Here is a 26956-nt window from a genome sequence, read left to right on the forward strand (position 1 = left end):
ACTGATACTTGCTGTGTTGTCTGGTCTTACGGATAACACCCTGCACGCCGCAGGGCTGGAGCAGACGGCATGACAACTGGCCAGTGAGAAAGCTCTCTCATTCACTGGCCATAACGGATAAAACGCAGAATGTGTTCAGGCGGGTTTTAAATGTCCGGAGACTGCCAGTTAACGTCATCTTTCACCGGCGGCAGGTAGGACAGACGCTGCATATTCTGATTCCACAGATTATCCGGGATGCGGTAACGGTCTTCTTTATGCGGATCGATGGCTGTCACTATCTTGTCTTCTTCACCTGACGCAATGAGACGGATGAGATCCGGATTCATCATCACGGTTTTACCGGTGGCGATGAACTCCGCCCAGCCAGTCTGGTACGCGTCGAGGATCTGGTCGGCGGTGAACAGGTTACCGACGCCGATCAGCGGAAGTTTGCCGTTAATGCGTTCGTGCATCAGCTGCATACGGGCAACGGATGTATCGGCGCCCCGGCGCGCTTTTTTGAAGAAATCCCACAGAGAAACGTGCAGGTACTGCAGGGGTTTTTCGACCAGCGCGTCAATCAGGGCAAAGGTATCCTGCATGGTCAGGCCATGCTCGCCCGGCTCTTCCGGGGAGAAACGGTAGCCCAGGATAAACTTCTCGGAGGCGTATTTCTGTTTCACGGCCACTACTGCATCAATGATTGCCAGCGGGAAACGCAGACGGTTTTCAATGCTGCCGCCCCACTCATCCGTACGACGATTGCTTTCACCGGAGACAAACTGCTGAATCAGATAATTATTCGCGCCATGAATTTCGACGCCGTCAAATCCGGCCTGAATGGCTAAATGTGCGGCATTGGCGAAGGCAGAAATCAGCTGGCGGATCTCCTCACCGGTCAGGGCGCGGGCACCGGATGCTTCATCAGCAGAAGGCGCGACCATCTCGCGGCCATTGAGCAAATCCGGGAGGGAGAGATGCCCGCCGTGGTGGATCTGTAAAACCGCTGTGGCGCCCTGTTTTTTAGCAATGCGGACCACTTCACGCAGGCTGGGTAAATCTTTTTCACCGATGGCTTCCGGCTGGCCGACAAAGGCTTTACCTTCCGGGGAAACCAGCGTGGCGGCGGCGATAAACAGGCCAAAACCGTCAAAGCGATCGGTCAAAAAGTGGCGTTCTTCGTCACTGATGCTGCCATCTTCGTGCGAGGCATAATGCGTCATTGGCGCAACGGTAAAACGGTTTTTGATCGTGACGCCGTTGTTCAGGGTAAAGGGTTCAAACAAAGGCGCGTATTTCGGGTTCATCATCGTGCTTTCCATTCTGTAGTGATCGCTAAACATGCGCATATTTATAACGATCACTAAATAAAAAAGCAAGCCCTTGCCCGCATTTATGTATCAATCGATAAGTAATAGCACCATCGGCCCCCTTTCCCCGCTACAGCCGCGCGGAAATCTTGTATAGTGAGCCATCAGTTTTTCTTTATTCCTCAGGCTGGACATATGACAGATTCAACGCACAGCACCCCCGCACGACGCGGAAGACCCCGTAATTTTGACCGGGAAAAAGCCCTGGTGAGCGCACTGGGTTTGTTCTGGCGATGCGGGTACGAGCCCGCTTCGGTCGGTGAGCTTTGCCGGGTGATGGAGATCAATCCGCCGAGCCTTTACGCAGCCTTTGGCAGTAAAGCTGAGCTGTTTCTCGAAGCGGTCAATTATTACGAAACGACCTACTGGGATGCCCCTTGGGAAAGAATGCTTCAGCAACCGAATGTGCATGACGCTATTCGTGACTTTTTCGAGGAATCTGCCGTCATTTTGACGTCTCAGGATGCCCCCTGCGGCTGTCTGGTGGTCCTTGCTGCTATCAATGTCTCGCCAGATTCGAAGGATGTTTACGATACGGTCAAAGCCCTGAGAGAAGAAGGCCGGGTGTATTTCAGGCAGCGCCTGCAGGCAGGTAAAGAGGCGGGCCAGTTGCCGCCGGATACCGACATTGAAAGCATTGCCCTGACGCTGAATACGCTTCTGGAAGGGATGTCTATTCCCGCGCAAGACGGGATCACGCAGGAGGAACTGAAACGCGTCGCCAGACAGGCGGTGCTTCTGCTTCCGCGCCCGTCAAATACCCCGCAATAAAAAACCGTCCTCAGGGGACGGTTGATGAAAACCCGGATGCACATCTGATCTATTGGGGTTTCATCCCCTCAGGATCAGATTATTTCGGGGCAACATGGGTATGGTAGATTTTGCTGACGACCGTCCATTTGCCTTCGACTTTCAGCAGGTTGAAAAAGTCAGTGAAGCAGAACCCTGAGATATCGTTGGTATCGATGCGTGCGCTGGCTGCCGTTCCGACGATATCAATGTTCACGATGACGCCCTGCGCTTCCGGCGACGGACGGAAAGCCGAATCAATGGTATCGAACAGCCCCTGGATCGCACCGCCGGTCAGTTTATTGTCACTGTCTACGCCGAAAATGGTGGCTTCTTTGCTGAACGCAGGCTTCATGATGCTGCTGTCAGCCTGCCTGCCGCCTTCATTGTACTGATTCAGCACCTTAACGATCTCGTTGTATTCCTGGACATAAATAGGTTTGGTCATGATGAAATCCTCACATCTGGCGGATGTATTACGGGTGATTTCCCGGTTAAACGAGAGAAGGTTCCCCTCCTCTCATCATGCTGGCTTACGTCACAATATGTAGTGACCACTAAGTAATATACGTTTTATAGTGATCATTACAGAATAAGTCAACAGGAAAAGCACCAGGCCAGATCAGACGTGCAGGGGTAGGTGTTGCTGCGCGGGGATGTGTGACGATAAATGGCCGGTTCGCCCGGCCATGAATAGAAAATACAAATTCTATTTTTAATGGGATAACTGATGGTTTAAAAACCGTTATTAATTTCCGCGATAGCTTGAGAAACCATAAGGGCTAATCAGCAAAGGAATATGATAATGCGGCACTGAACCATCCGCTTTAAAAATAATTGGGATCTCCGGGAAGAAGGTCGGCGTGTGGTGTTTTTCAAACCATTCTCCGGTTTTGAACGTCACGCGATAATTCCCTTTTTCGATCACTTTTTCATCCGGGTAAAGAGAAGGAATACGCCCCTGCTCATTGGTCACACCATTACTCAGATGCACCCATTTATCCCCTTCCTGCTTGTCGAGAGAGACGCTTACACCGGCTGACGGCAGCCCGCTTTGTAAGTTTAAAACATGAACGCTGAGAGGGTTCGCTGCAACGGCAGATGTCATATAAAGAGCATTCAGAATAATACCGGCCAATAACAATTTACTTTTATACATGCGTTCATCCTTTTTGATTTTGAGGTTATCTCTGACAATGGCTTAATTATCCGCGAGAGTGAGTTATTAACACACCCGGCGTATGAGTTTATTTAAACAGATGACGTGATGACATCGGATCATATTGTTTGAATAACACGGAGTTTACCTGCCAGTGGCTAACAGCTTAATGTCAAATTGATGACAATTTTGTAATAATCATTCGGGAGAAGGGTTTTCTGGAATATAGGGAGGATAACGGAAATAACAGCGGTATTATTCGCCAGCCCCACGAGGCGCTGGCGATATGTTCAGGGCTGACGCACCAACGCCCTGCCTTTATCCAGCAGGAACGGACGCAGATATCCCACCGTGTTAGAGAGAAGAATGACATCCTCTGACACGCTGATGTTCAGCACATCCCGCAGATAGGCTTTGCGGGTTTCCATGCGTTGCCAGACCTCCGGGAAGAGGCTTTGCAACTCATGTCTCAATGCCGCATCCGCCAGTGCGACCGTGTCTTCAATGCTGCATCCGCCGTAGCCGGGCAGCGAAGGAATGATGTCGATCTGAAATATCATGCCGCTCTCAAGTGCTACCGGCGAGTTTGCATAGACTGGCGAGCAGAGCCACTCTTCATCGGCCACCAGATGCCCCGGATTAAGATGCCAGTGCCACTGCGCCTTCGGCATGACGTTTTCGATGGTCTGATAAAGCTCACCGCCCGTCAGGCCGGGCCGGAGCGTTTCCAGCCAGGTGGTGACCGCACGATAATAAGGGATCGCCAGCGCCTGCAGATAGTCGGCCACGTCAGGCGCCAGTTCATTTTCTGCCGCCACAACATACGCTGAACGGCTGGTCAGGCCGCCCTTGAATCCAACGGTCAGCGAGAATTTATCACCGCGTTGGATCACTTTGTCAGTGGGATATAAACAGGCGTTGGCGAAACGATCGCCGGTGGCGGCAATCATCACCACGTTGCCCGGTTGCCCGTCAGCAGCCAGTAACTGACCGATCTGTCTTTCTGTTTTACCCGGTGCAATATGATCCAGCGCGGCCAATATATTGGTGGATGCCAGATTGGCACCGAACTCATAAAAAGCGATTTCACTGGCCGTATTTAAACGACGCACGCCGTGCGCGGGCGAGATGAAAAGCGCGGTCGCATTGACCACGTTTTCCCGCTCGCCTGCTGTATCAATAATCGCGTCAAGAATGAAAGCCGGTACGTCAAACTGATACTGCGTATCGTGAAGCGTGCTGGTGAACAACTTCCAGCCGACGACACCAATCCGGCTTCCGCGCGTCAGCCCCGCCCCGGCCAAAACCTCTGTCAGCGGTGCATCGTTATCCATCGGTTGATTCGGCAGTGAGAAGGCCGGTGCATGCAGGCATTTACCCTGATTTCGCGCATGGGGCACCAGTTTGAGGTTCTCATTGCCCATCACATAGCTGAGCTGGCCGTCAGCGGTCACAATCAGCAGCGCTTCTTCAAAACGGGGAATAAACCCCGCAAGGTATTCAAAATTTCCGCCATGCTCTTTATCGGCGTAAATCACCAGCGCATCGAACTTGTGCTGATGCATAGCCGTCACAATGTTCTTCAGACGCAGCGCCATGACCTTATCGCTGATAACGGGCGTGCTCACGTGGGAAAAGGTTTTCGGTGGCGGGACGGTGGTGAGTGCAAAACGTTGTTGGGACGGGTTCATTGTCATTCTCCATAAACGAGCGTGCAGGCGATTCCGCTTCCTCAACGCGGATTTTAGTAATTTTTAGGGAATGGGAGATTGATACGCAACAGTTTTCCTTTTTCCATTTCGATGAATCCGCCGAAACGCAGGTCAGCAAGCATTTTCATCACACCGCTTCGCGCCAGCCGGGTGCGCGTCAGAATGTATTGTTCAACACGAATCTCGGGGAAATCAGGACGTTCAGAAATCTCGGTCAATAGCCGGCAGATAATTTCATAACTGGAGCTGTTGATCATCAGAAAGTCGCGATACGTCTGCTGGTCGTTCATATACGACTGATAAGTGATCATGTCTTCCATCAGATCATGCGCTTTGATGGCATCCAGCGCCGTCTGGTGTGATAACCAGGCAATCTTACTTTCCGGTTGCGGCGTGAAGGTGTGTGTCTGATAGCGGAATTCAGAACCTTGCAGCCCGATGATCGCCGGGGCATAAGAGGTGGCGACCAGAAGTTCATCACGATTACGCCAGATCTCAATGCTGCCTTCTAAAATCAGAATTACGATGAATTCTGAATGCTCATCAATGAGCTTTATCCCCTCGCGTCCACGGGTTGCCGCCAGAGGCCGGGACAGGCCCGAGAGAGAATTTATCAGTTTACTGATGGACTCTGCGGGCTTCACCGGCGCGGCGACAATAAGGTTTTCAGATTTTGGGCGTGTCATAGATTTACTCTTAAACAGTGAAAATCAACCTGCCTCTTATTATAGCCGCGTATTTTTCTTTCATTTTCTTTCATATTGACGGTAGCCAGAACCGTTTTCAGTTCAGGATGCAGGCATAGCCCTCCGTAACAGTAGCTCTGTTTGAGCTGATGTGCCCATCCGAAAGATAAGCGTATGAATAACTGTTGACACCGTTAGACGATGAAGACCAGAACACAACGCCAGAATGTGGAACATCCTGAATACTTTGCCCCCACTCTTCCCATAATCCATTACCCGGAACGTTACGAATGTTTGTTCCGTCGCTCAGCTCGCTGATCGTAGGCAAACGTCCGCCCATACCTTCGCACTCCGTTTTTGCGTCATCCCACGTCTTATTTACCGAACCCATGACAAAGAACAACTGAGGATTAAGGGTCATAGAGACACTCTGTTCATTATGACGCGCAGTGATTTTCACCGCCCCCTTCCCTTTGAAGGTCACTAAACCGGTATCAGACACCGTCGCAACAGCATCATTGCTGCTGCTCCAGTTCACTTCATCAGGAATGTTATCTGTTTCTAACTGCACCTCTGCTCCCGGAAAAGCCGTCATCAGTTTCGCATTGGCGGGAACGGTCATTCGGGCGGTGGCGTTATTCGGCGCGACAGTGTAATCCGTCATATTAATGGAATGCGGATTTACCGGTCCGTCAGGAATAGAATCATTGTCAATATACGTGCTGATGTCCGCGATTTCGATCGCCGTATTTTCCTGAGGCGCGCCGGTCAATGTTTTCGGCGTGAGATTGACCCCGATAGTACAGGCTTTATCATTTGGAGAAATAATATATTCCAGAGTACCCGTCGCGAGGACGTGCCGGCTATTATTGGTGTCGGTACAAATCCACTCTACGGAGGGAAGTGTTATTTCCTCATCCCCCTCACCATCAAAAAATCGCCACGCGAGGGACAAACTGTCATTAATATCGAGCTGGTCGTCATCCTCAATGCCGCCTCTTTTTCTGACGACGTCGACATGCCCGGATTTATTATCCTTGTTATATAAAACAGGGGGGGTTCCTGATACAACCCCTGTCCGACCGGTCATTTCATTGGCATTAACCAGAAAGGGGGTATTGATCAGGAGTGCTATAAACAACGCTATCCGTGCCTTGTTTTTAAATTTACTTTTCATCACGTCACCATGCTTTAAGGTATGGCAATTTACATCACACGGATTAATTAACCTGAGCGCCAGAGCGCCCAGGTTAATTAATATTACGGATTATTATTTGCGTTTAACGGATTTCAATACTGCTTTAACTTTAGCGGTATAATCTACCTGCAGCTGGTAACCCTGGATACCGTCAGCACCCGCATTGGCGTAGACAGATTTCGCTTCGGTGTTAGTCAACGGCAGTTTCAGATCCTTGTTATCGGTTGAACTGACGGCTTTACCGCCCGCCGTACCCGTGGTCGCTGAGGTGCCGTCGAAGATCCAGTTATAGCTGTAGTTGGATGACGCATCCAGTTCGCCCGCATCCCAGACCTTGTTACCGTTGGTGTCATACCAGATTTTGAACTGATACGTATGGCCCAGAATCAGACTGCTGTTCGCTTTACCGATCAGGTTATCATCTGGTGATGTGGTATCCACAATCATGGTTGCCACCGTGCCGCCTACTACCGGACCGTCCGGAATATTGTCCGTCGCGTCGTTGGTACTGACATCATTTATGGTGATCCGCTGACCCCCTTTAGGACTCCCGGTAAGAGTGGCTTCATCAATGGTTGCCCCCAGATAAAGCCCGGCGTCCGCCTGCTGCAGGGTGTACGTTTCCTTACCGGCAGCGCCACTGATGATTTTTTTATCAGCACCATGGCCATCCGAGGTGGTAAACCACGTAATGGTTTTTATACTGTCATCAGCATCACCTTCATTATCCTTCAAAATATAGCTGAGGGTAATTTTATCTCCCGGCGACATGGCGTTGACAGAACCACTTTCATGCCCGTTAGCAAATGTCACGGTATGCGCCGCTGCGCCTGCACCTGTTCCGTATATAATGGGAGAGCTACCTTCAATTGTACCGGCACTGGCTGTTGTATCAGCAAAAGCCATTGGCGCACAGCTGGCAATTAATAATGTGGCAAGGAGTGTTTTGTTAAACGTTTTCATTGGGTCATATCTCATTAAAGTAAAATGGGTGAGTGAATGTCAAATCGCGATAGGAAATATTATTTCTTATTCATCGTTTTAACAGTCTGTATTCCTGTTTGAGTCAACTGATAGTCAACCCTTAATTCATATCCCTGGACCCCGTCTGGTCCGGCAGCGGAAAATACGGTGCTGGCTTCAGCATTGGTTTTCGGCAGGATAATATCGTGATTATCCGTTGCAGGAGTGGCAAATCCACCCGGCGTACCATTCGCGCTATTTTTGGTGAATTGCCAGCGGTAATTCATCAAAGAGATGATCGGCGTTTTATTTTCTTCTGTTACTGTTTCACGGTCACTGGCATCCCACTGCCCGTTATTATTACTGTCGTAGGCCACTTTAAATTCATATTCATGGCCTAACTGTAATTTATTACCCTTTGTTGCCGTTAAATTCACTGTCGGATTTTCTTTATCGACGATGGCGGTATAAATCATTTTATCCGCGGGGGTGAAATCAATAACAACCGCATTGGTTTTCTGTGACGATTTATTTTCTGGTTTGGCAATGACAGAGTAAACACCGCTCATTGTACTGCCGATCACCGCCTCGCCCTGCTCCGGCTTTTGTTCATAAAACAGACATTGCGTATGCGTTTCACAGTCACTTTTCGACGCGTGAATCTCAACTTCCTGAGCGTGGCTTTTATCTTCCATCTTGTAAGCATGGAATGTCATATTCAGACTTTCAGCCGCCAGAGCCGTGGTTTCACCCGCCAGCCCGGCAACTTTACTGCCGCTCGAATGCAGGGTGACGACATCGTTGCCGTTAGATAACACCTTGATGGCTTTTTTCTCTTCACCGGCATCGTTAATCACCAGCTGATAATTAACAGGCGCTTCAGACACTTCAATGTTGACGATATTGGATTGCTTCGCGTGCCCTTTATCATCAACCAGCATCACCGCCAGCGCGTATTTGTTGGCCTCAGGATCGGCGGAATCAACCCATGCAGGGAACGTCAGCGTCCAGTGGTTGTTCTGACCGGCGCTGATATTTTGCTGTGGAGACAAGGCCGGTAAGGCCAGCTTGCTTTCCGCAGAGAAACCGCCGAGCGGAACCCACTGCGCGTCTTTAATTTTCAGATGCGACGTAATGGTGGCGTTAACTGTCCAGTGACATCCCTCATAAGCCTGAGCTTCATCCGGCGCATCAGAAAGAATACATTGCGCTGGCGTGCCGGTCGGTTTCAGGTACAGGCCGACATCCAGATCCCTTTTCTCGCGATACTCAAGCACAATATGATTATTACGATCGACGAAATCCATGCGACTTCCCGCCAGACTGCGCATATCGGCGACGGCTGAAGGGTCCAGTTGTTGCGCCATCGGCACACCGATGCGGTAATCCAGCGCCACGTTGGCTGTCAGTTCGGTGTTATCAGAGTTACCCTTTTTATAGCCCAACCCCATGGTGATCATCGGTATCGGGGTGTAATCCACTCCCAACGTCACTGCCGACGGGTTTTTCTGTAAACTGTCAGTCCCAAACAGCGCAACCTGTTCGCCGTAATACTTTTCATAAATGACCGACGAGCCCAGCTGCGGGTATGCCGGTAAATAAGCCTGCGCACGAACGTCCCACCCTCTGGATGGGCGCTCTTCGTAATCTTCCAGGTCTGGCGAATTTTTCCATGAAGACAGCGGAATATAATAGTTGCCGCTAAACTTCAGGTAGTTAGTCCAGGCTTCTGCACCTACGCCGTAACGGCGATGATTTCGGGTCAGGTCGTAATCGTAAAAGGCATTGACGCCCACCAGCCAGTCTTTATTCAGGTTATGGCGTAACCCTGCCCCGAAGTTAGCAATGGTACGATCATCGGTATTGTGAGCAGAGAATTGGGTAAAAATTAAATTGCTCTCGCCTTCATACCAGGGGATCAAATAATCCAGCGATGACCCGTCTAAACTTCCGTCGTCATTGAGACTGATTTGTGTACTGACATGGCCATAAGGCGACAGCGTTTTTTCAATCTGATTCTGTGCCGCGCTTGTAGCAACACTTTTGCCATATTGATAGGCCTGAGACTTCATCCCTTCCGGCGTTAAATTTTCAAAATTCTGTTGTGCTTCGCTCACAGCGGTTTGCGCTGTTTTAGCTGCAAAACCGTTATTTGTCTGCGCAGAAAGATCTTCTGCAGAAGCGTTATTTTTTACCGTTTCAGCACTGCCTAAATCTGGCAATAGCAGGCTTTCTGCGGCAATAACATGACTGCTCATCAGCGGGCAGAATGTGATTGCTGCCAGCGTAAATAAAGATAATTTCTTCATATTACGTATTGACCTGAATGATAAAAAATAACCTATCATATTGCTGGAGAAAAATTAACGGAGGATGAAATGACAGAACATCATCGCGCCGGGTTTATATATAAGTAGTGCAGTCATTAAGAATCTGAACTCTATTAACATCTGCCAGAACTCCTGCTTGCGAAAATAATATTCTTACCCAACCCTCCCTGCAATATCGTTTGCTGAATGATCAATTCTAAAAATCAACATCCACTCACCACACTAAGATAACCCACTGTTTTACCGTGTAAATATTAAAACACCTTGTCAGGAATTTATGCCATTCAGTGCGGTTTTTTATGGCGATAAATTTAATCTCATGCACCAGACTGACGTCTGATGAGAACTTTCACTCCTGAGAATAACGCTGAGCCAGAGCATTTATACAGACAGAGTAACGCCCATAAGGGTTCATGCAGATTTGCAAAAACATCTTTCAGGATATGGCATTGTCTTTGACTCCAAACTTCTGGAGGATGAGCCGTTGAAATATTATCTGCTTAAGGAGTCTGCATCTGTAACTTCTTATTTATTACATTGTCATTTTATTAATAGTGAGTGAGGTTTTATGTTCCTTTTGAATAACCTATATGAGTACGATGAATTCATTACCACCGTATTCATTATGGCCAGCGCAGAGTCTGATGGTCATATTAAAAAGTGGTCTGATTATAAAAAGCAGTTATCACTCAACCATCCCACCGATTATCCGGTATTAGTGCTTATCAGAGGCTCCAGGATAACGCCGGTATTGGATGATCTGCTTTTCCTGACGGAAGAAAAACTGCAGCAAATTTTTAACCGTGACTTATAATTATGACTATCATTTCCCCGCGAAATATAGCCACTCGTTTATAAGGAGAGAGCATGCAGTCAGGTAACATTACTGATGTATTCTGGACTACAAAAGATTTTGACTTCAACTTGTTAGTCATGTTTGAAGCGGTATACATCTATGGAAGTGTCACCATGGCTGCTGAATCTCTCGACCTCTCGCCTTCTTCCGTCAGTCAGTCTTTGCAAAAACTCAGATTGTACTTTGGGGATCCGTTGTTTGTTCGGGAAGGGAAATCATTAAGTGCCACGACAGTGGCAGTCAGTATTCATCAGGCACTGAGCCCGAGCTTTGATAATTTCCTGTTTGCTTTTCAGAAAGTCTCGAAACAAACCTCTCACAATCGTCTGGTGATTGACTGTTCAGCGTATCTTTCAGGCATCCTCATTCCTGTCATTACCACGTTAGTCCTGGACAGCATCCCACAATGCGAGATCGTGCATACCATCAGTGACCCTACGTCGAACTCCGCTGAAGAGGCGCTGATTTACCGGCGGGCAGACATTATCTTTGATTCCAATCCGCATTTCAGTATGCAGTTCGTTTCTAAAAAAATATTCGAAGAAGAAATCGTTTTTATATGCAGTAAAACGCACCCGCGTCTTACTGATACGATAGATGTTGAGCAATCCAGGCATGAGAAATTCGTTTTATTAGAAACAGACAGCGAAGTGATTAACGAGTTTCAGGTCTACGCTGACAACCATTTTGGCGAAAGAAATATCGGCATGAGAACGCGTTCACTTTTATGTGTCCTCGCCGCGACAGAAAAAAGCGATCTGGTCGGTGCAATCCCTAAACGCCTGTTTGAAAAAATGAAGGGCAGTTATGACATCAAAATGTTGAAACCGGAGTTGAGTATGAAGCCGGTGTCTATTTACATGATTTATAACAAAACATCGCTCAATAACTCTTCATTTGTACAAATCATCGAGGGGATCAACTCTCACCTGTTGAACTGGCAAGGGTAGTTCAAAGCGAAAACAGTGCATTCTGTCTGCGGGTTTGAGAGGAGGAAAGGTCTTCGGGAAGGTTCTCGACTCGGGAGTGCACGGACTCCACGAGTCGATTTAACACAGCTTAAGCAGGTTATTGTTCAGATAGTAGAAATATATGACTCACGCTTCTTTAATTCACTTAGCGCTTTTGCGATTCGCCAAATGCATATCGAGAAGTTTTGGCAGATTGGCTAATGACATCAGATGAGCAATGATCCAACCCAAATAGCCTTTCTGGTTAAGCTCAACCAGTTCTTCGCCGGTCAGTTTTGCCAGTTTAGCTTCACTCACAACATGGAAATCCTGAACTTTAAAGGATGCGCCAGTGCTGCTGGTGATTTCTGCATTACGTTTTTCCAGAAGCTGGAATTTGCTCAGCAGCGCCACGAACTCTTTCGTCCGCTCCATTTCAACCGTGAATCCATTCATGAATTTGATTGTTTCATCCAGGAACTCACTGTTTGAGCCGTCTTTATTAAACAGCTCTTTCCCTTTCTTCTCGTTGAAACCCGCGAAATCTTTGTCAAAACAAATAGTGAAGTCTTTTGACTCCTGATCTGTTGATGCCAGTACGAATGGATAACGACGAACAAAGGCAGGTAAATAAGTCCCGGCCTTCCAGCTCATATCCTTAGCCACATAATCATTATGACCCGCCTCAAGGCCTAACAGCAGAATGGGGGTGATCACTTCTGTCCCCTCTTTGGTTTCAGCGGCGAATACGATCGGATAATGCGGGGATGCCTGATAAAACTCTCCACCAACAACCGGTAACCAATGGGTATTCGCTGCCATATCAAACCCGTTGACGGGATCGAGTTTTAACTTCTTATGGCTATCACGGGAAAGTGCAGTAACGTTTTTATAGAAAAGCATTGTTGTAGACATTTTAATTCCTTGTGGGCGCAAGGCCCGGGAGTAAGTAATAGGGTTTCCACACGCGAAGCGTCGCGGTGAGATTAATGAATGCTCGGGGGAACAGTACCCGGTGGATTTCAACCGGGCACTGTTCCTGATATTACAAAATGGCTTTACCAGGAGTATTTGATACCGATCTGGCCGGACAATGAGGTGAAGTCATTATCTCCAGACTGCCCGCCGACCTGCGTCGTGACCTGCAGGTTTCTCGTCACATCACTGACAACCCCTGCTTTCACTTCTCCGTACGATTTAGGTGCTCCACTTTTAATCGCGTCGTCATTCATCACGACTGTGCCGGTGTTCTGTGTGTACCAGTAGTTGACCTCAACAAACGGTCGAATCGTCTGACCGCCTTTCAGCGTATGAACGCCATACAGACGAGCACCTGCACGCGCGGTAACACCTTCCGCATCCTCTGTACTCACTTTCGTCCCACCGACTTCTGTATGGTTGTCTGAACGGTAAGAGGAATATTTCAACTGGCCCTGAGGTTCGACGAAAATCTTAGTGTTTTCATCATCACTCAGCTTAATAGCATAGCCAGTTTCCACTGAAACGGTGTCCATTTGAGAACCATACGATTCCTCTGGTAAACCGAAGCCATGAACGCTGTTATCAAACCAGTTGTGTTGCATCCATGAATCGACATAGGCGCCGCCCAGATCTTTGTCTTTCTCATACCAGGTGCCATAAACACCGGCTGAGTAACCACTTACAGAGCCATCGGCGTGAATGTGATTGCCTTGATCTTTTTTGGCGTAGGTCTTAGCAGAACCCCAGCCGCCCATGACACCGGCATACACTGAACCAAACTGCGTATCCGGTTTGCTCAGCAGATCAACACCCATCTGGACAGAAGAGATATCCGCAGAGTTTGACAGTGCGCCATTCGCCATTTTCCCTGAGGAGTGGCTGCCGGTAACACGCGCCCAACTTGCATGCTCATCTTCAACGCCGTTCTGACCGGTTGAGCGGTTATAACTCTCACGATCGTGCAGCGTCATTTCAAACATGGTCTGAGCTGCCAGCATGTTTCCTGCGTAGACCCCTGCTTCCGGACGCAGACCTGCGTTGCTGTTATTGTTGTTGTCGTCATCACCGCCTTTATCGTCATCACCCTCGTTACCTTCATTACCGTCTTCAGCTTCTGTGCTGGTTGAGCTCAGGTACCAGCTTTCTGCATCGCCCCCTTTGCCGCCACGCACCAGACCGTAATCGTAGGCCCCTATCGCCAGGGTACCGGTGGTAGAACGATAGCCCGTTGACTGTGAAGAAAGCGTGAATGAACCGTTTTCCGTGATTGCGCCATTGATGGCGTCAACAACTTCAATGCCGATATCGGTTTTAGCACCTGCTCCGCCATTATTGAAGACAGCCAGAGAGGTTGTGCCGGTGGTCTTACCGCCATCCAGGATAAGTTTATCCGTCGCGGAGGCGTCGTTACCCAGAACGGTATTGATGGCAACAGTACCGCCCGCACCGATCAGGTCGCCCTTAACCGTCAGGGAGTTACCGACATTTTGACCGGCCAGTTGCACCAGACCGCTGTTGGTCAATGACCCCACTGTCAGGTTAGACACTGCGCTATCACCGCCGCCGTTAACCAGAGGCAGTACGTTGTAAGAAACAATACGACCCTCGTTATTGACGCTGCCATTCACCGCACCGATACCGGAGAAGGTACCGTTCGCATTGATGTTCAGGTCACCCGCCATCGTTGAAGCTGATGATGTGCGGTTACCCAGCATCATCACGCCATCGCTGACGGTGGTATTTCCGCTGAAACCGCTCAGTTGGGAGTCCACCATGAACGTCGCTGAACCGAGTTTGTTGAACTCACCGTTGCCGGACACGTTATTGCTGAATGTCCAGTCAGTTTCAGCGTTGGCGTTGAATGTGCCATCCAGCAGCAGGTCTGCGGTACCCAGATTTTTCGACTCATCAGCAGTCAGCGTTGAGTCTTTCGCAACATCAAACTGTCCTTCGAAGGCCGAGCTGTCACCGGTCAAGGCTATATTCGAGCCATCACGCAGTTCAACGCTTCCCAGACCAGAGAAACCAACGCTGGTGATGCCATCTGGTGTGGAAGTCCATGACGCGTCCTGCGCTGACAGGTTAGCGAATGTCACTTTGTCACTGTCAGTGGTCAGCGTAATACCTTGCGCATTGTTAAACGCTTCGGCGGTATTGAGGAACAGTTGTGAACCGTCGGTGACATCAATCTGGCCGGTAAAGCCAAGCTGAGTACCCGCTACGCTCATGACGGAAGGATCGATAACCAGTTTACCGTTGCCGAACAGCGTGTTATCGCTCGCAAATCCACCGGATACATCACCCGCAGAACGCTGGCTGTCAGAAATTGTCAGTGTCCCGTCGAGATTCAGTACGCTGCCGGTATACGCAGCGAGCGCGCCGATGGTTTGTGAACGGCCATTCATATCAACCGATGCACCTCCGTCAATCGCCAGATTGGCGGTTTTGCCCAACACATCGTCTGCAGCAAGTTTTAAGTCGCCCGTTTGAACAACCGTTTCACCGGTGAAATCATTCATGTTGTTAGAAAGCGACAACGAACGACCCACGCCAGCGTTGATTGCCAGATTACCTGTACCTGTAATTTGGGTGCTGAAGTCCATTGCGGCACCGGTGGCACCGGCATCAGGCGTCAACGTCAGGGACTGACCCGCCTGAAGATCCACTTTCTTCAGGCCGTAACCCACGTACAGGCCATCATTGGTATCACCGAAGCTGGTGGTGTAATCGTAAGTACCGATCGCCACCGTGTTTCCGCCTTCAATGATGTCATTGATGTTCATTGCGCTGATCGCATTGCCCTGCGCGTCGACCAGCTTCAGGTTGCCCACAGAGGAGCCTGCCGCTATCGAGGTGGAGTCAATGAGTTTCAGTTTTGCATCATCGTCCTGAGACATCAGATTCAACGTGCCTGACGGTGCCGGGTTAATGACCTGCGCCGCCGCCGCTGCACTGATGCTCACTTCAGAAGCTTTCGTGACATCCAGTACGCCGGTTGAAACGCTGCCTTTCGCCACGATATCCGTCGGGATGGTGGTGTTGCTGAAATCAATGCGACCACCCGCCAGCGTCAGGTTACCGATGTTTTGCACACCGTTGCCAACCTTGGTCACGTTGCCGGCACCTAACGACAATGTTGCACCGGCCAGGGTGGCGGTATTGTCACCAGACAAGCTAAAGGTGTTATTCGTCAGCGCCACAGTACCGGTGAACGCATGGCCTGCACCGCTGCCGAAGGAGAATGCGTTACCCGCATTCGATGCATTCAGCGTGCCGTTACCGGTCAGCAGATTGTTGAAAGCAAATGCACCTGTTGTATCCGTGTTCAGTGCACCGCCACTGACCAGGTTAATGGCACCCGTCCCAAGGTGTTGACCGGACGTGGTAGCTGCCGCATCGACTGCCGCTTTACCACTGATATTCCAGTTACCGGTATACGCAGAGTTTGCGCCCGTGATCGTTGCTGTACCTGCGCCGGTGACTGACGTCACACCCGCACCTGCCAGCGTGGAGGCGAAGCTTTGTGCCGTGCCGAAGGCCAGGTTCAGACCTTGCGCACTGTTTCCGGCAGCGGTATTGACGTTAACCACACCCGTTCCGAGCGCGCCTTTATCGGTCAGGGTCATTTTACCTGCGGCGATGTTGGTACTGCCGGTGCGATTATTCGCGCGGCTGATGGTCAAATTACCTGTGCCATTTTTCGTGAACAGACCCGCACCGGTGAGGGCGTTAGTGAATGTCCAGTTGGTGGCGGTATCCAGAATAAAGCCGCCGGTGTTGTTGATGGTCGCTGTGCCAAGGTTGGCTGCACGTGACGCAGTCACGGAGTTATTAGCCGCAATGTTAATCGCGCCGGACAGTGTGTTAGTTCCGGTTACTGTGACGTTTGAACCATTCGTCAGATCCAGAGAACCGCTTCCGGCAATGTTTTTCGCCATTACGCCAGACGCATTGTTCAGTTCCAGTTTGCCCGCCGTGGTGACGGTGCCGGTGTTACCCAGACCTGCCACGTTGTTTAGCGTTGCAGACGCGCCGGAAGCGACAGAGACATTCGAGCTCAGAGAGGTGTTAGCCCCTTTCACTGAGAAATCACCGCCATTAACATTCAGCTGACCTGCACCGGTTAATGCACCGTCAGAGGTCCCGCCGTTGGTCATCGACAATGTCCCGCCGTGAACATTGAGCGTAGAGCCTGTCGCACCGCTGAAGCTGCCTACGGTCTGGTTGTAACCATTCAGATCTGCTGTTGCCGCCGCGGCGATATCCAGCAGACTTGTCTTACCGAATGCGTTATTGGAACCTGCTGCCAGGGTACCGGTGGTAACGGTTGTTTTCCCGGTATAAGCATTAGATGCGTTGGTCAGTGACACCGTGTGACCCGCACCGGCGGAAATATCAAGATTCCCTTTGCCGGTAATGGTTGCAGACATGTCTGTTGCCAGACCGCTTGCGCTGGTATCAGGCGTCAGAGACAACGTCTCGCCGTCGATAACATCCACACTTTTCAGAGCATAAGAGACATACATGCCGTCATTTTTATCACCGGTATTCAGGCGGTAATCATAAATACCTGTTGCAACTTTTTTGCCGCCGCTGGAGATATCAATGGACTGCCCGTTACTGATGACCTTGCCGTTCTGATCAACGAGCGTCAGCGCGCCGCCTGCACCGGTAATGGAGCCTGCACCGGCCAGCTTAGTGATAGCACCTGAGTCATCCTGAGACAGAATATTGGTGTTGCCGCCTGCGGATGGCGCCGTTGGCATCAACGTTGGCGTCGTTACCTGCACGGTACCTGCACCGTTAATGTCGATGTTTTTGGCTGTAATAATGCCGTTAGCCTGGGTTTGAGCCGGGATAGTGGCATCGAAAATGACTTTACCACCGGCAAATGTCAGACCGCCGATTTGCTGATTGCCGCTGCCGACCGTCACAATGGAGTCCTTGTCGGCCTTCAGCGTGGCATTGGTCAGCGCCGTGGTATTGTCGCCCTTCAGAGCAAATGAAGTCTGTTTCAGGTCGACAGTACCCGTAAAGGCGTTGCCCGCTGCTGAGGTGAAATCAAACGATTTCGTGTTGTCAGCAAGCTGCACATTCAGCGTACCGTTTCCGGTCAGTTTGTTGCCGAAGGCAATGTTGCCGGCTGCCGGCGTGACATTCAGTATGCTCGCAGCACTGCTGAGGTTAACGCCCGCAGTACCGAGATTATTCATCGCAGTCACAGCCGCGGAACCGACGATGTTCCACATGCCTGCCAGCGTATTGACACCCGTCAGGCCAACATCGGTACCCGTAATGTCCACTGTACCGTTGCCGGCAATCGTGTTGCTGAAGCCAAGCTTGCTAAATGCCAGATCCAGTTTGCTACCCGCAGCAACAGAAACCGCCGAAGTACCCACCGATTTATTGCTCTGCAACGCAAGGGTACCCGCATTAATCTGCGTGGTGCCGCCCAGCGTGTTGTCGCCGGAAAGGGTCAGCTTGCCGCTGCCGGTTTTGGTTAATGAACTTGTTCCGTTCAGTACACCACTGAAGGTACTGTCTGCGGTGTTGTTAGCGGTTAATCCTGCTGACACCAGAACGTTACCCGCGCCGGTCAGATTGTTCAGCTGCTGCGCGTTACTGTTCAGATCGAGCGTGGCATTCTTTTTAACATCAACGGCTTTGCTGCTGGCAAAGACATTCACGCCACCTGCTTTCGCGGTGCCGGATGAAACGGTTGTCGTGCCGGTATAGGTATTGTTAACACCTGAAATGGTGATGGCATTGGTCGCCGCGATATCCAGGTTACCTGCGCCTGTCAGTTTGGCTTTCAGTTCAGCAGCCGTGTTGGTTGCTGCGCCTTCGTTCAATGACAGGGTTTGATTATCCTGCAAATCAACCTGATCCAGCTGGTAGGAAACGTAGAGTCCGTTGCCGCCCGCGCCGGTGCTTGCCAGAGATTCGCTGTAGTTGCCTTTCGCGACAACATTCCCACCCTGGGTAATGTTTTGTACGCTGTTAGCACCCATTACCGCGCCTTTGCCGTCAACCATTTGCAGGTTTTTAACATCACCGGCAATGGTGGTGGCGGCAATCAGCTGATTCGTCACACCGTCATCGGCCAGCAACAGACCCGCAGCAGAATTCATTGCTGCCAGATCCAGCTGCACGGAACCGCTGTTCAGCGTGAGCGTATTGGTGGTGATTTTCCCATCGATCACACCTGATGAGTTCATCGTGGTCAGCAAGCTGCCACCGTTCAGCGTCGTGTTACCTGCCGTGACGTTACCGGTCATGGTTGCTTTACTGCCAGCTTCAAGCTTCAGCGTTGCGTTAGCTAACGCGGTTGATGCGTTGGCATCCAGATTCGCAATACCATGAGCGATATCCGCTGTACCGGTAAAGGCTGAGCCGGTGTTTGCACCAAAGTTGAACTGGTGATCGGTACCCCCCAAATCAACGGTCAGCAGACCGGAACCAGAAAGCTGATTATCAAAGGTGAAATCTGCATCTGCCGGAGCAATCGTCAGTTCGCCGTTGCCGCTCAGTGCCACACTGCCGTGCCCGAGGCTTACGGCATCGTTCACGATGGCTGAAGCATTGTTATTAACGTCCAGCACACCGCTGAAACCGGAGTTATCCGCAGCAACCTTCACATCAGTACCCTTGATGTTCAGAGTACCGGCACCTGTCAGCACATTGCTCAGCGTATCGCCTGAGAAATTAGCATTCAGAGCTGCCCCTGATGCGATGCTGATATTGCCTGCGCCCGCTGCGTCATTGTTAGTCATGACCACAGCGCCTTCGGACACGGATGTGCCGCCGCTGTAGGTGGAGACAGTGTCCAGAGTGAGCGTACCGCTACCGGTTTTGTTCAGCTTACCTGCGCCAGTAATGTCGCCGGTCAGGGTGAGATTATGAGCACCGCTGTTGATGGACTCAGTACCTGCAGCCAGGGAAATATTACTATCGACCGCCAGCCCGTTGGTGTTGGCAACCAGAGTGGTGCCGTTCGCCAGAGAAACAGATCCCTGACCAAAGCCATTATTGGTGCCGATACCGACGCTGCCCTGATTAACAAGAACATTGCCGCTAAAATTGGTGGCCGTGGAATTGAAGTTAACCGTACCCGAACCGGTTTTGGTCAGGTTCTCGGTGCCGGTCAGCAACAGATCACTGCCAAATGTCAGTGCGCCAGCCGCATCAGCCACGTTCAACGTCGTCGCCGACGCGATTTTGCCTTCACCCCCCTGAGAGCCTTGAAGCGTCAGGGTATTGGCACCCATGACACCCACGTTTCCGTTGAATACCACGCTATTATGTAAGGTTTGATTGCCACCGGTTGCTTCGATACTGGTGCCGCTTGCCAGGGTCAACACCCCCAGACCTGCAGGCCCTTTCAGCACACGGCCATACTGATCCAGTGAACTGGATGCACCTACTTGCAGCAGGCCACCTTCAATGGTTGTCCCGTTGGTGTAGTTTGAATCGCCAGACATCAGACCCAGAGTACCGAAGCCTGATTTAGTAATACCGACAAACGGACCGCTGATCGTACCGGTTAAGTTCAGTACCGAGAGCGCATCCACTTCAGAGATGTTCAGATTACTTTGCAAAAGAATCTGTGAAGCGATGGTTGGCGCAGTATTACTCATGACACGAATAAGCGCTGGTGTATCAACATCACCGCTATCGAGGGTGATTGTGCCCCCGCTCAGCGTGAAGGCCTGGCCCTGGTCGCTTTCAAACGAAATAGACCCAATAGTCGTATTTCGGCCGAGAGAAATCGTGCTGCCATCAAGATTTGCGTCAGTATTATCAAACACCGCCGAATCGCCAGCACCGTTTGGTGAGCCGACATCGGTCCAGTTGCTGGATGACCACAGATCGTTATTAGTATGATCATCCCAGACATACGCCAGGCCTACTGGAACCAGTTCAATCCTGCCATTCGGGTTAATCAGCGTTTTCGCACCCGGCGCATACCCGCCGGTGAACCAGATGTTTTGGATCTTCTGATTGTCCGTCAGGCCATTGAGCACCACGAACTGATCCGCACCGCCGCCTGAGCTGGCATTACCGTCCCAGTTATCAAGGTTTAAGGTCAGGTCAGAGCGACCGACATATTTTCCGTCGGCGGTCATATTAAGGGAACCCACGGTAACGATACTGGCACCATCACCAAAATCGATATGGCTGTCAGCGTTCAGCACCACTTGCGAGGCTGAGCTGAAGGTCTGATTAAGACCGTTCACCGCCAGAGTGCCGCCGTTAAGAGTGAGTGTTCCGACAACGCCGACCAGATTGGCATTCGTCAGGGACAGAATGGCATCAGGTTCAATCAGCAATTCAGGGGTAATCAACCTGGCACCCACAGATGTGGTGGTGCCGGCACCTTTCTTAATCAGTTTACCTGAGGTCGTGATAGAGCCTGTGGTATTCGTACCGGTAAAGGCTGAGTTACCATCGAACACGGTGTTAGTGTTCGCGCCCCCCTCAATGACCAGTTTTGCACCATTACTCATGGTCATACCGTCACCAGAAAGGCGAACAGTTGAACCGTCTGCGGTGACAATTTTGGTCAAACCGTTATCAAGGTTGAGATGGCCTGTACCGAAGTAGTTATGCCCCTGGTCGACAGCTCCGGTCGTTACATCGCCCGTTGCTGTAGCCAGCAACGTAGACAAAGTACCGACCTTAATGCCAGCTGAAATCTGATTGTCGCCGTTCTTTAATTCCACAGTACCTGGACCACTTATCGCAAGCAGGCTGGGTTTACCCGTCTGATTGTCGACAAACTGTGACTCTACAGAAAGGGTGGTGTTATTCGATAAAGTCATATTCGTGGATGACAAATCGATCGTTGAGGTGTCCCAAATCAGGGTCTTGGCATCGCCACTACTTGTAATACCGATGTTTGCGCCATTGAGGTAAATCCGGTTGGACATGCGGCGAGAGGTGATCCCGCTGCCGGTTTCACTGTAAGAGCCCAGCCAGCCACCGTTCGAGGTATACGCACCGGTCCCCAACGCACCGCTAATGATATTGCCTGAAGCATCTTTAACCGAGTCCGCGCCAACAAATAGCTGACCAGACGCCTGGGTCACCCCGCCGCTGAAGGTGTTTTCCCCCAGAAATACGAAGCTGCCGGAGTTTGTGTATGAACCGATACGACCAAAGTTAAACCCACCGGCACCATCCAGAATATGGTCCTTGCCAAATGCGACCTGAGAACCGCTACTCGCACCCATATCGTTAACTTTAGAAACGATACTGGTCCCCTGGTGGTCGAAGTTAATATTGCCTGACAGTGTCATGCCGCCGGCTAAATTCAGCTCATTACTTAACTCCAGGAAGTCAGATTTACCGGTACTGTTATAGGTTATCCCATGGTTTACAGAACCATTAGTGACAGAGATCGTACCCGTTCCCAAGCCCTGATCGTGGGCAACCACCACATTAACGCCATCGAGTACTACACCACCGGTGAAGGTATTATTAGCGCCATTCAGAACCAGCGTACCGGAGCCGGTGTTTCTGATACCACCCGAGCCGGAGATATCGCCATCCAGAATCAGTTGGCTGCCATAGCCGGCATCAAGGGAATGCTGACCCGCGGTTAATGTTGTTGAGCCCGTAAATGTCAGGTCACCGCCATTGGTGCTGATGATGCCGGCATCCGTATCACGACGTAATGCCAGATTACCGTCAATGATTAACGGCCCGTCCACGGTATGATCCCCATCACGAGATTCAAGCGTATAGGTGCCGGCGGCGCCGTTACCTACAGTTAAACCCGCGGTGCCGAACAGTGAACCGTCTTCGTTAATTTGAATAACAGAAGCATCTTTCCAGAAGAACCCGCCGGTATAAGAGTTTGCCGACCCGCCGGAAATACGCAGCGTACCCGTGCCAGTTTTGTTGATGCCACCGTTGCCATCGACATCGCCCGTCCAGTCAAGATAACCGACGGTTTTGGCAACATCATCAATATAGTTAAGCGTATCAGCCAGATGCACATCGGCAGCGAAAGTGACGATGTTGTTACCTGAGTGGTGCAGGATGGCGTCACTGTTGTCATCAAAGGTAAGAGAGCCATTCCCTCCCAGCGTAAAGCTTTCCTTTCCGACCGCCTCAATCATAAGGTGGCCTAACGTATAATCGCCATCGACCTTGATGGTTTTACCATTTAACTTGCCATCGAGATCGCGGATGGTTGCACTTTGGTCGACGGCATCAGGCACGATACCCGCCAGCCAGTTTGCTGCATCACTCCAGAGGTAATCGGAATTTGACGTCGCGCCATTCCATTCGTTGGTCGCATCGCCATTCGGTAATAGCGTCCAGTAACCGCTATACAGCGAGTTTGAGACATACGCACCGGATTCATAGCCGGTAAACGCCACATTAGATAATTGCTTAGTGGTAAACGTTGGGTCCGCGGCGAAGCGCAGATACGAGCCACCCACCTGATCCCAGGCACTGGAACTTGCCAGCGTTAATATCTTGCCGTCGACCCAACCATTGGATTTTTTATTACGTGAGGCTACGGTTATTCCACTGTTATCCATCAGAATGGTGGAGTTATCCAGCAAGGATAATGAGCCTAAACTTTGCTGATAGTTATCGGTATCCAGCGCACCGCCATTAAGCACCAGATTAGTAGACGAGGTGATCTGGTTATCCCTGGATAATTCGATTGTCCCTTCGGTAATATTCAGGTCGATGGCAGATAAATCCGTGATGCTGTCATCAATTTTTACCGTGCCGGAGCCTAATTTAGAGACATGCCCCAAACCAGAAATTGTGCCGCCAACCGTTGAGCTAATGGTATTTGAATCTTCGCTGCTCATAACGATATTGGGTGTATTGACCAGCGTCGTGCCAGAGAAAATAAGATCCCCTGATACGCCCAGCGTTCCTTTGCTACTCGCCGTCCCGCCGTCCAGTACACCACTGGCCAGAGTGAAATTGCCGCCGTCTAAATAATCCAATCCACCGTTGTTTTGCAGCGTCAGTGTGGAATCGTTGAGCGTGGTGTTATAGCCATGACTGTCTATCGTGACCTTGTTGCCGTTACTCACGGTAATATTGCCGGAACCCAGGTAGTTATGACCGGCTTCCAGTTGACCGATATTCAAATCGCTGGTTAATGAGGTTGTAACCCCTCCCTCGGCATTTCCCGTGTTCGTGACAAACAGACCGCCGCCAAAGGTATTATTGGCGCTCTCCAGGTTTAAAACTCCGCCGCCATAGCCATTGGATACTGACGTCAGAGAGCCATTTCCGGTGAAGTTGGTCCCGCTTTCAAAGGTGACCTGCCCATTTACACGGATCGTTCTGTCAATACCGTCTAAGTTGAAATCTTGAGCATGGGTGAAATCTATATTTTGCGCCGAGAAATCACCGTTGATATTCAGTGCGTTATCCACGTCAGCAATCGAATCTAGCCCGATATTATTGGAAACAATGGATGCCCCGTTTTCAATTGTTATCTCGCCGGTGCCCACTGAATTAGCGAGTCGAAGCATAGAGTTTGAAAGAAGAGTGATATCGCCGCTGAAATTAGAAGAATCGAGGCTCTGGCCCAGATTTACCAGACCATTGACGATCAGTTGCCCGGCACCTGTCATTACGCTGTAAAAACCAACGCCCACAGCCCCGATTGACCTTTGTGAGTCGGTGGTCACTACTGTATCGCTGTTTAACTGAACACTGTTAAAGTTCAACGTACCATCGTGATCGCTCAGGGTGATAGCCGCTTGCGTGTTAGCATCGCCGCTATCAAGAATCAGAGCTCCTCCGCTTACCGTCATGGCATAACCGGTAGCTGCGCCAGTACCTACGGTTAATGAACCAATGGTACGACCTGTGCCCCCTAAACTCAGGCTGCTGAGGCCGGTTGCGGAGGCACCAAATATGACAGATGCACCTGCGTGGTCAGGAATATTATAGGTATCTCCTCCAACCCAGTTTTTGCCGTCCCCCCACACAGAACTTCCTGCCGCACCGCTCCATTCTGCCGTCATGTTTTCAAGCGGACGGAGTTCGTCACCCACCTGAACTGCGCCCTGGTTAAAACCCTGGAACCAGACAGAACTCAGTTGATCGGCAGTCAGCGTGTTATCAACAGTGACATGATCCAGCGATGAACCCAGATTGCCTTCCCAGCCACCGATACGCAGTGCATCGCTTGCACCGGAAAGCGTACCCAAAGCAACCAGGTTGGAGCTTCCCCCTGTACCGCCCATATTGACGGTCAGTGAACTGTTATTGCCGCTGTTTACGCCGGTGAAGTGTTGATCATAGCCGTTAAAATTCAGTGTTGAATCAGTGTCCTGCACTAAATTAAGATCCATCCACGGGGAAATCTGATCAGCCTGATTCATGACAAGCGTACCGCCGCCTAAATTGACGGTAGAGGTGGCTATCTTGGCGGTGCCCAGATCCAGAGTTCCGTCTAACGCGGTGAGCGACAGAAGGCTCAAATCGGTTATTCCGCTTTGCACAGTCAGGGTGCCTTTTCCTGACTTCGTCAACGCCCCGAGGCCTGTAATGGCACCCGTACCGTTAATGTTCTGTGCTGAGGCGGAATCCATAGTGATGCCTATTCCGGATTGCACACTGGTAGAACCTGACAATATCGTCAGGTCTTTCCCTACATCCAGTATTACGCCATTACTATTAAGTAAAGTGGTATTGCCCAAAACAACTGAGCCGCTGGAGTGAAGGCTTCCTTTGGTTGCACTATTACCAAAATCAATAGTACCGCCAGATAATGTAGTCGTACCTCCGCCCAACACATTAATCGTCGCACCATCTGTTATTTTGGTGGTGCTGCCTGCAAAATCGACATTGCCTGTTGCAGAGGTATTAATATTCAGAATTGAAGATGCACTCGAAACGTCAATATCGCCGGTGCCGAGCATATGGTTGGTGCCACTGGCATTACCGATCGTTAATGTATCGGAAACTGTGCCAGTGCCGACAGCGCCTTGTTGAATGTTCAGGCCACCGGAGAAGGTGTTATTTTTTGATTCAAGTACCAGGGTGCCCTTGTCGGTTTTGTTGATGGCACTGCTACCCTGCAATGCGAAATTAGATCCGAAACCTAATGTTGCGCCATTACCGGCTTCCAGATTTAAGTCTTTTGTCAGAGTGGCGATTTCATTAGCATTTAATTTGAGCGTTTTACCTGCGCCGGCAACGCTGAATCCGTCATTAAGCGTAACCTGGTTGCTAAGGGTACGACTGCCGGATGAAACATCGAATTCCTGGTCGCCACCGTCGGCTAAAACAATGGTGGAATTTCCGAATGCGGCATTATTACCCACAGCAACGGTGCCGGCATTGAAATTAAACTGACCATTGAAGGAGTTCGCGCCATTTAAAGCCAGACTTCCCACACCCTCTTTATTAACGGAAGATGCATTGGATATTGCCCCATTAACAATGATCTTGGTATTTGTTCCATCTTCAAATGTTAATTTTTTACCGCCGCCATTAATCGTCCCATTCAGCGTCAGTTTTGCGCCGTAGGTGCTGTCATTGGTAATATTCAGGTTGTTGCTGGTGGTGATTTTCGAGTCAATCGTCGCGTTAATACTGTCTAAGAGAGAAATCAGCGAGTCAGAGCCGAGATTATCGAAATTCAGTGTGCCGCCGGAAATGCCAAAATTCGACATAGCGGAAATGTCGGTTGACGCAATGGAAAGCGAGCCAATCGTGTTGGTGGACGTTCCGAGGGAAACTGTTTTTCCATCAATCTTAACAGCATCATTATGAATAAAGTTAACACTGGTCCCTGCGCTATTTGGCACCAATGATAATGACCAGTTTGATGCTTCACTCCAGTTGTCATCAGCCGCACCTGTCCAGTCGGCAGATGCACCATAGGCAGAGCCGCCCAAAAGCAGTGCGCCGCCACCCAGAATACTGATCAGAGTATTACGGGTTATGTTTTCAGAACCAGTAAAGGCATTATTCATATTGTTGTGC

13 protein-coding genes are annotated in these 26956 nt (G+C 50.3%); 3 read left to right on the forward strand and 10 right to left on the reverse strand.

The genetic code is table 11. The annotated features are described in order from the left end of the window. Positions 1-146: 146 nt before the first annotated feature. Positions 147-1292 carry an NADH-dependent flavin oxidoreductase gene (locus ACO0U8_RS14790; RefSeq protein WP_421671094.1) on the reverse strand — a complete coding sequence of 382 codons (1146 nt, stop codon included), beginning with the start codon at positions 1290-1292 and terminating at the stop codon, positions 147-149. A 195-nt stretch (positions 1293-1487) separates the two neighbouring features. Here ACO0U8_RS14790 and ACO0U8_RS14795 point away from each other — a divergent pair, with 195 nt between their 5' ends. Continuing rightward, the gene (locus tag ACO0U8_RS14795; RefSeq protein WP_421671095.1) at positions 1488-2123 is read left to right on the forward strand and encodes a TetR/AcrR family transcriptional regulator; all 636 of its coding nucleotides are present in this window, start codon (positions 1488-1490) and stop codon (positions 2121-2123) included. A 79-nt stretch (positions 2124-2202) separates the two neighbouring features. Here ACO0U8_RS14795 and ACO0U8_RS14800 read toward each other — a convergent pair whose 3' ends face one another. The 7 genes from ACO0U8_RS14800 to ACO0U8_RS14830 form a co-directional block, all read right to left on the reverse strand. After that, complete coding sequence (locus ACO0U8_RS14800) at positions 2203-2589, reverse strand: nuclear transport factor 2 family protein (RefSeq protein WP_421671096.1); 387 nt, start codon at positions 2587-2589, stop codon at positions 2203-2205. 300 nt (positions 2590-2889) lie between these two features. Further along, positions 2890-3300, reverse strand: a complete 411-nt coding sequence (gene uraH, locus ACO0U8_RS14805) for a hydroxyisourate hydrolase (protein WP_122096639.1) — start codon at positions 3298-3300, stop codon at positions 2890-2892. 290 nt (positions 3301-3590) lie between these two features. After that, positions 3591-4991, reverse strand: a complete 1401-nt coding sequence (locus ACO0U8_RS14810; protein WP_421671097.1) for a M24 family metallopeptidase — start codon at positions 4989-4991, stop codon at positions 3591-3593. Positions 4992-5044: 53 nt separating this feature from the next. Further along, the gene (locus tag ACO0U8_RS14815) at positions 5045-5698 is read right to left on the reverse strand and encodes a helix-turn-helix domain-containing protein (protein WP_421671098.1); all 654 of its coding nucleotides are present in this window, start codon (positions 5696-5698) and stop codon (positions 5045-5047) included. Positions 5699-5795: 97 nt separating this feature from the next. Next, a complete protein-coding gene (locus tag ACO0U8_RS14820) occupies positions 5796-6875 on the reverse strand; it encodes an Ig-like domain-containing protein (RefSeq protein ID WP_421671099.1) in 1080 nt (359 codons plus the stop codon). A 93-nt stretch (positions 6876-6968) separates the two neighbouring features. Next, positions 6969-7859 carry a SinI family autotransporter-associated protein gene (locus ACO0U8_RS14825; protein WP_421671100.1) on the reverse strand — a complete coding sequence of 297 codons (891 nt, stop codon included), beginning with the start codon at positions 7857-7859 and terminating at the stop codon, positions 6969-6971. A gap of 59 nt (positions 7860-7918) precedes the next feature. After that, on the reverse strand, positions 7919-10168 hold the full coding sequence (locus tag ACO0U8_RS14830) for an inverse autotransporter beta domain-containing protein (RefSeq protein ID WP_421671101.1): 2250 nt from the start codon (positions 10166-10168) through the stop codon (positions 7919-7921). 589 nt (positions 10169-10757) lie between these two features. Here ACO0U8_RS14830 and ACO0U8_RS14835 point away from each other — a divergent pair. Continuing rightward, positions 10758-11003, forward strand: a complete 246-nt coding sequence (locus ACO0U8_RS14835) for a hypothetical protein (RefSeq protein WP_056772507.1) — start codon at positions 10758-10760, stop codon at positions 11001-11003. A gap of 53 nt (positions 11004-11056) precedes the next feature. Continuing rightward, on the forward strand, positions 11057-11995 hold the full coding sequence (locus ACO0U8_RS14840; protein WP_421671102.1) for a LysR family transcriptional regulator: 939 nt from the start codon (positions 11057-11059) through the stop codon (positions 11993-11995). A 162-nt stretch (positions 11996-12157) separates the two neighbouring features. On the opposite strand, the gene ACO0U8_RS14845 is transcribed toward ACO0U8_RS14840, so the two are convergent. Next, positions 12158-12910, reverse strand: a complete 753-nt coding sequence (locus ACO0U8_RS14845) for a SapC family protein (protein ID WP_421671103.1) — start codon at positions 12908-12910, stop codon at positions 12158-12160. Between the two features lie 143 nt (positions 12911-13053). Continuing rightward, positions 13054-26946, reverse strand: coding sequence for an autotransporter-associated beta strand repeat-containing protein (locus ACO0U8_RS14850; protein ID WP_421671104.1), 13893 nt, complete (start codon positions 26944-26946; stop codon positions 13054-13056). Between the last annotated feature and the right edge of the window lie 10 nt (positions 26947-26956).

Origin of the sequence: Rahnella sp. EDr1-12 (assembly GCF_049206505.1) — a bacterium.
Lineage (GTDB): Bacteria > Pseudomonadota > Gammaproteobacteria > Enterobacterales > Enterobacteriaceae > Rahnella > Rahnella rivi.

What these genes read in the sequence shown, in the direction of transcription:
- ACO0U8_RS14790 (WP_421671094.1), bottom strand. Translation starts at nt 1,292, where the DNA reads ATGATGAACCCGAAATACGCGCCTTTGTTTGAACCCTTTACCCTGAAC.
- ACO0U8_RS14795 (WP_421671095.1), top strand. Translation starts at nt 1,488, where the DNA reads ATGACAGATTCAACGCACAGCACCCCCGCACGACGCGGAAGACCCCGT.
- ACO0U8_RS14800 (WP_421671096.1), bottom strand. Translation starts at nt 2,589, where the DNA reads ATGACCAAACCTATTTATGTCCAGGAATACAACGAGATCGTTAAGGTG.
- uraH (WP_122096639.1), bottom strand. Translation starts at nt 3,300, where the DNA reads ATGTATAAAAGTAAATTGTTATTGGCCGGTATTATTCTGAATGCTCTT.
- ACO0U8_RS14810 (WP_421671097.1), bottom strand. Translation starts at nt 4,991, where the DNA reads ATGAACCCGTCCCAACAACGTTTTGCACTCACCACCGTCCCGCCACCG.
- ACO0U8_RS14815 (WP_421671098.1), bottom strand. Translation starts at nt 5,698, where the DNA reads ATGACACGCCCAAAATCTGAAAACCTTATTGTCGCCGCGCCGGTGAAG.
- ACO0U8_RS14820 (WP_421671099.1), bottom strand. Translation starts at nt 6,875, where the DNA reads ATGAAAAGTAAATTTAAAAACAAGGCACGGATAGCGTTGTTTATAGCA.
- ACO0U8_RS14825 (WP_421671100.1), bottom strand. Translation starts at nt 7,859, where the DNA reads ATGAAAACGTTTAACAAAACACTCCTTGCCACATTATTAATTGCCAGC.
- ACO0U8_RS14830 (WP_421671101.1), bottom strand. Translation starts at nt 10,168, where the DNA reads ATGAAGAAATTATCTTTATTTACGCTGGCAGCAATCACATTCTGCCCG.
- ACO0U8_RS14835 (WP_056772507.1), top strand. Translation starts at nt 10,758, where the DNA reads ATGTTCCTTTTGAATAACCTATATGAGTACGATGAATTCATTACCACC.
- ACO0U8_RS14840 (WP_421671102.1), top strand. Translation starts at nt 11,057, where the DNA reads ATGCAGTCAGGTAACATTACTGATGTATTCTGGACTACAAAAGATTTT.
- ACO0U8_RS14845 (WP_421671103.1), bottom strand. Translation starts at nt 12,910, where the DNA reads ATGTCTACAACAATGCTTTTCTATAAAAACGTTACTGCACTTTCCCGT.
- ACO0U8_RS14850 (WP_421671104.1), bottom strand. Translation starts at nt 26,946, where the DNA reads ATGAATAATGCCTTTACTGGTTCTGAAAACATAACCCGTAATACTCTG.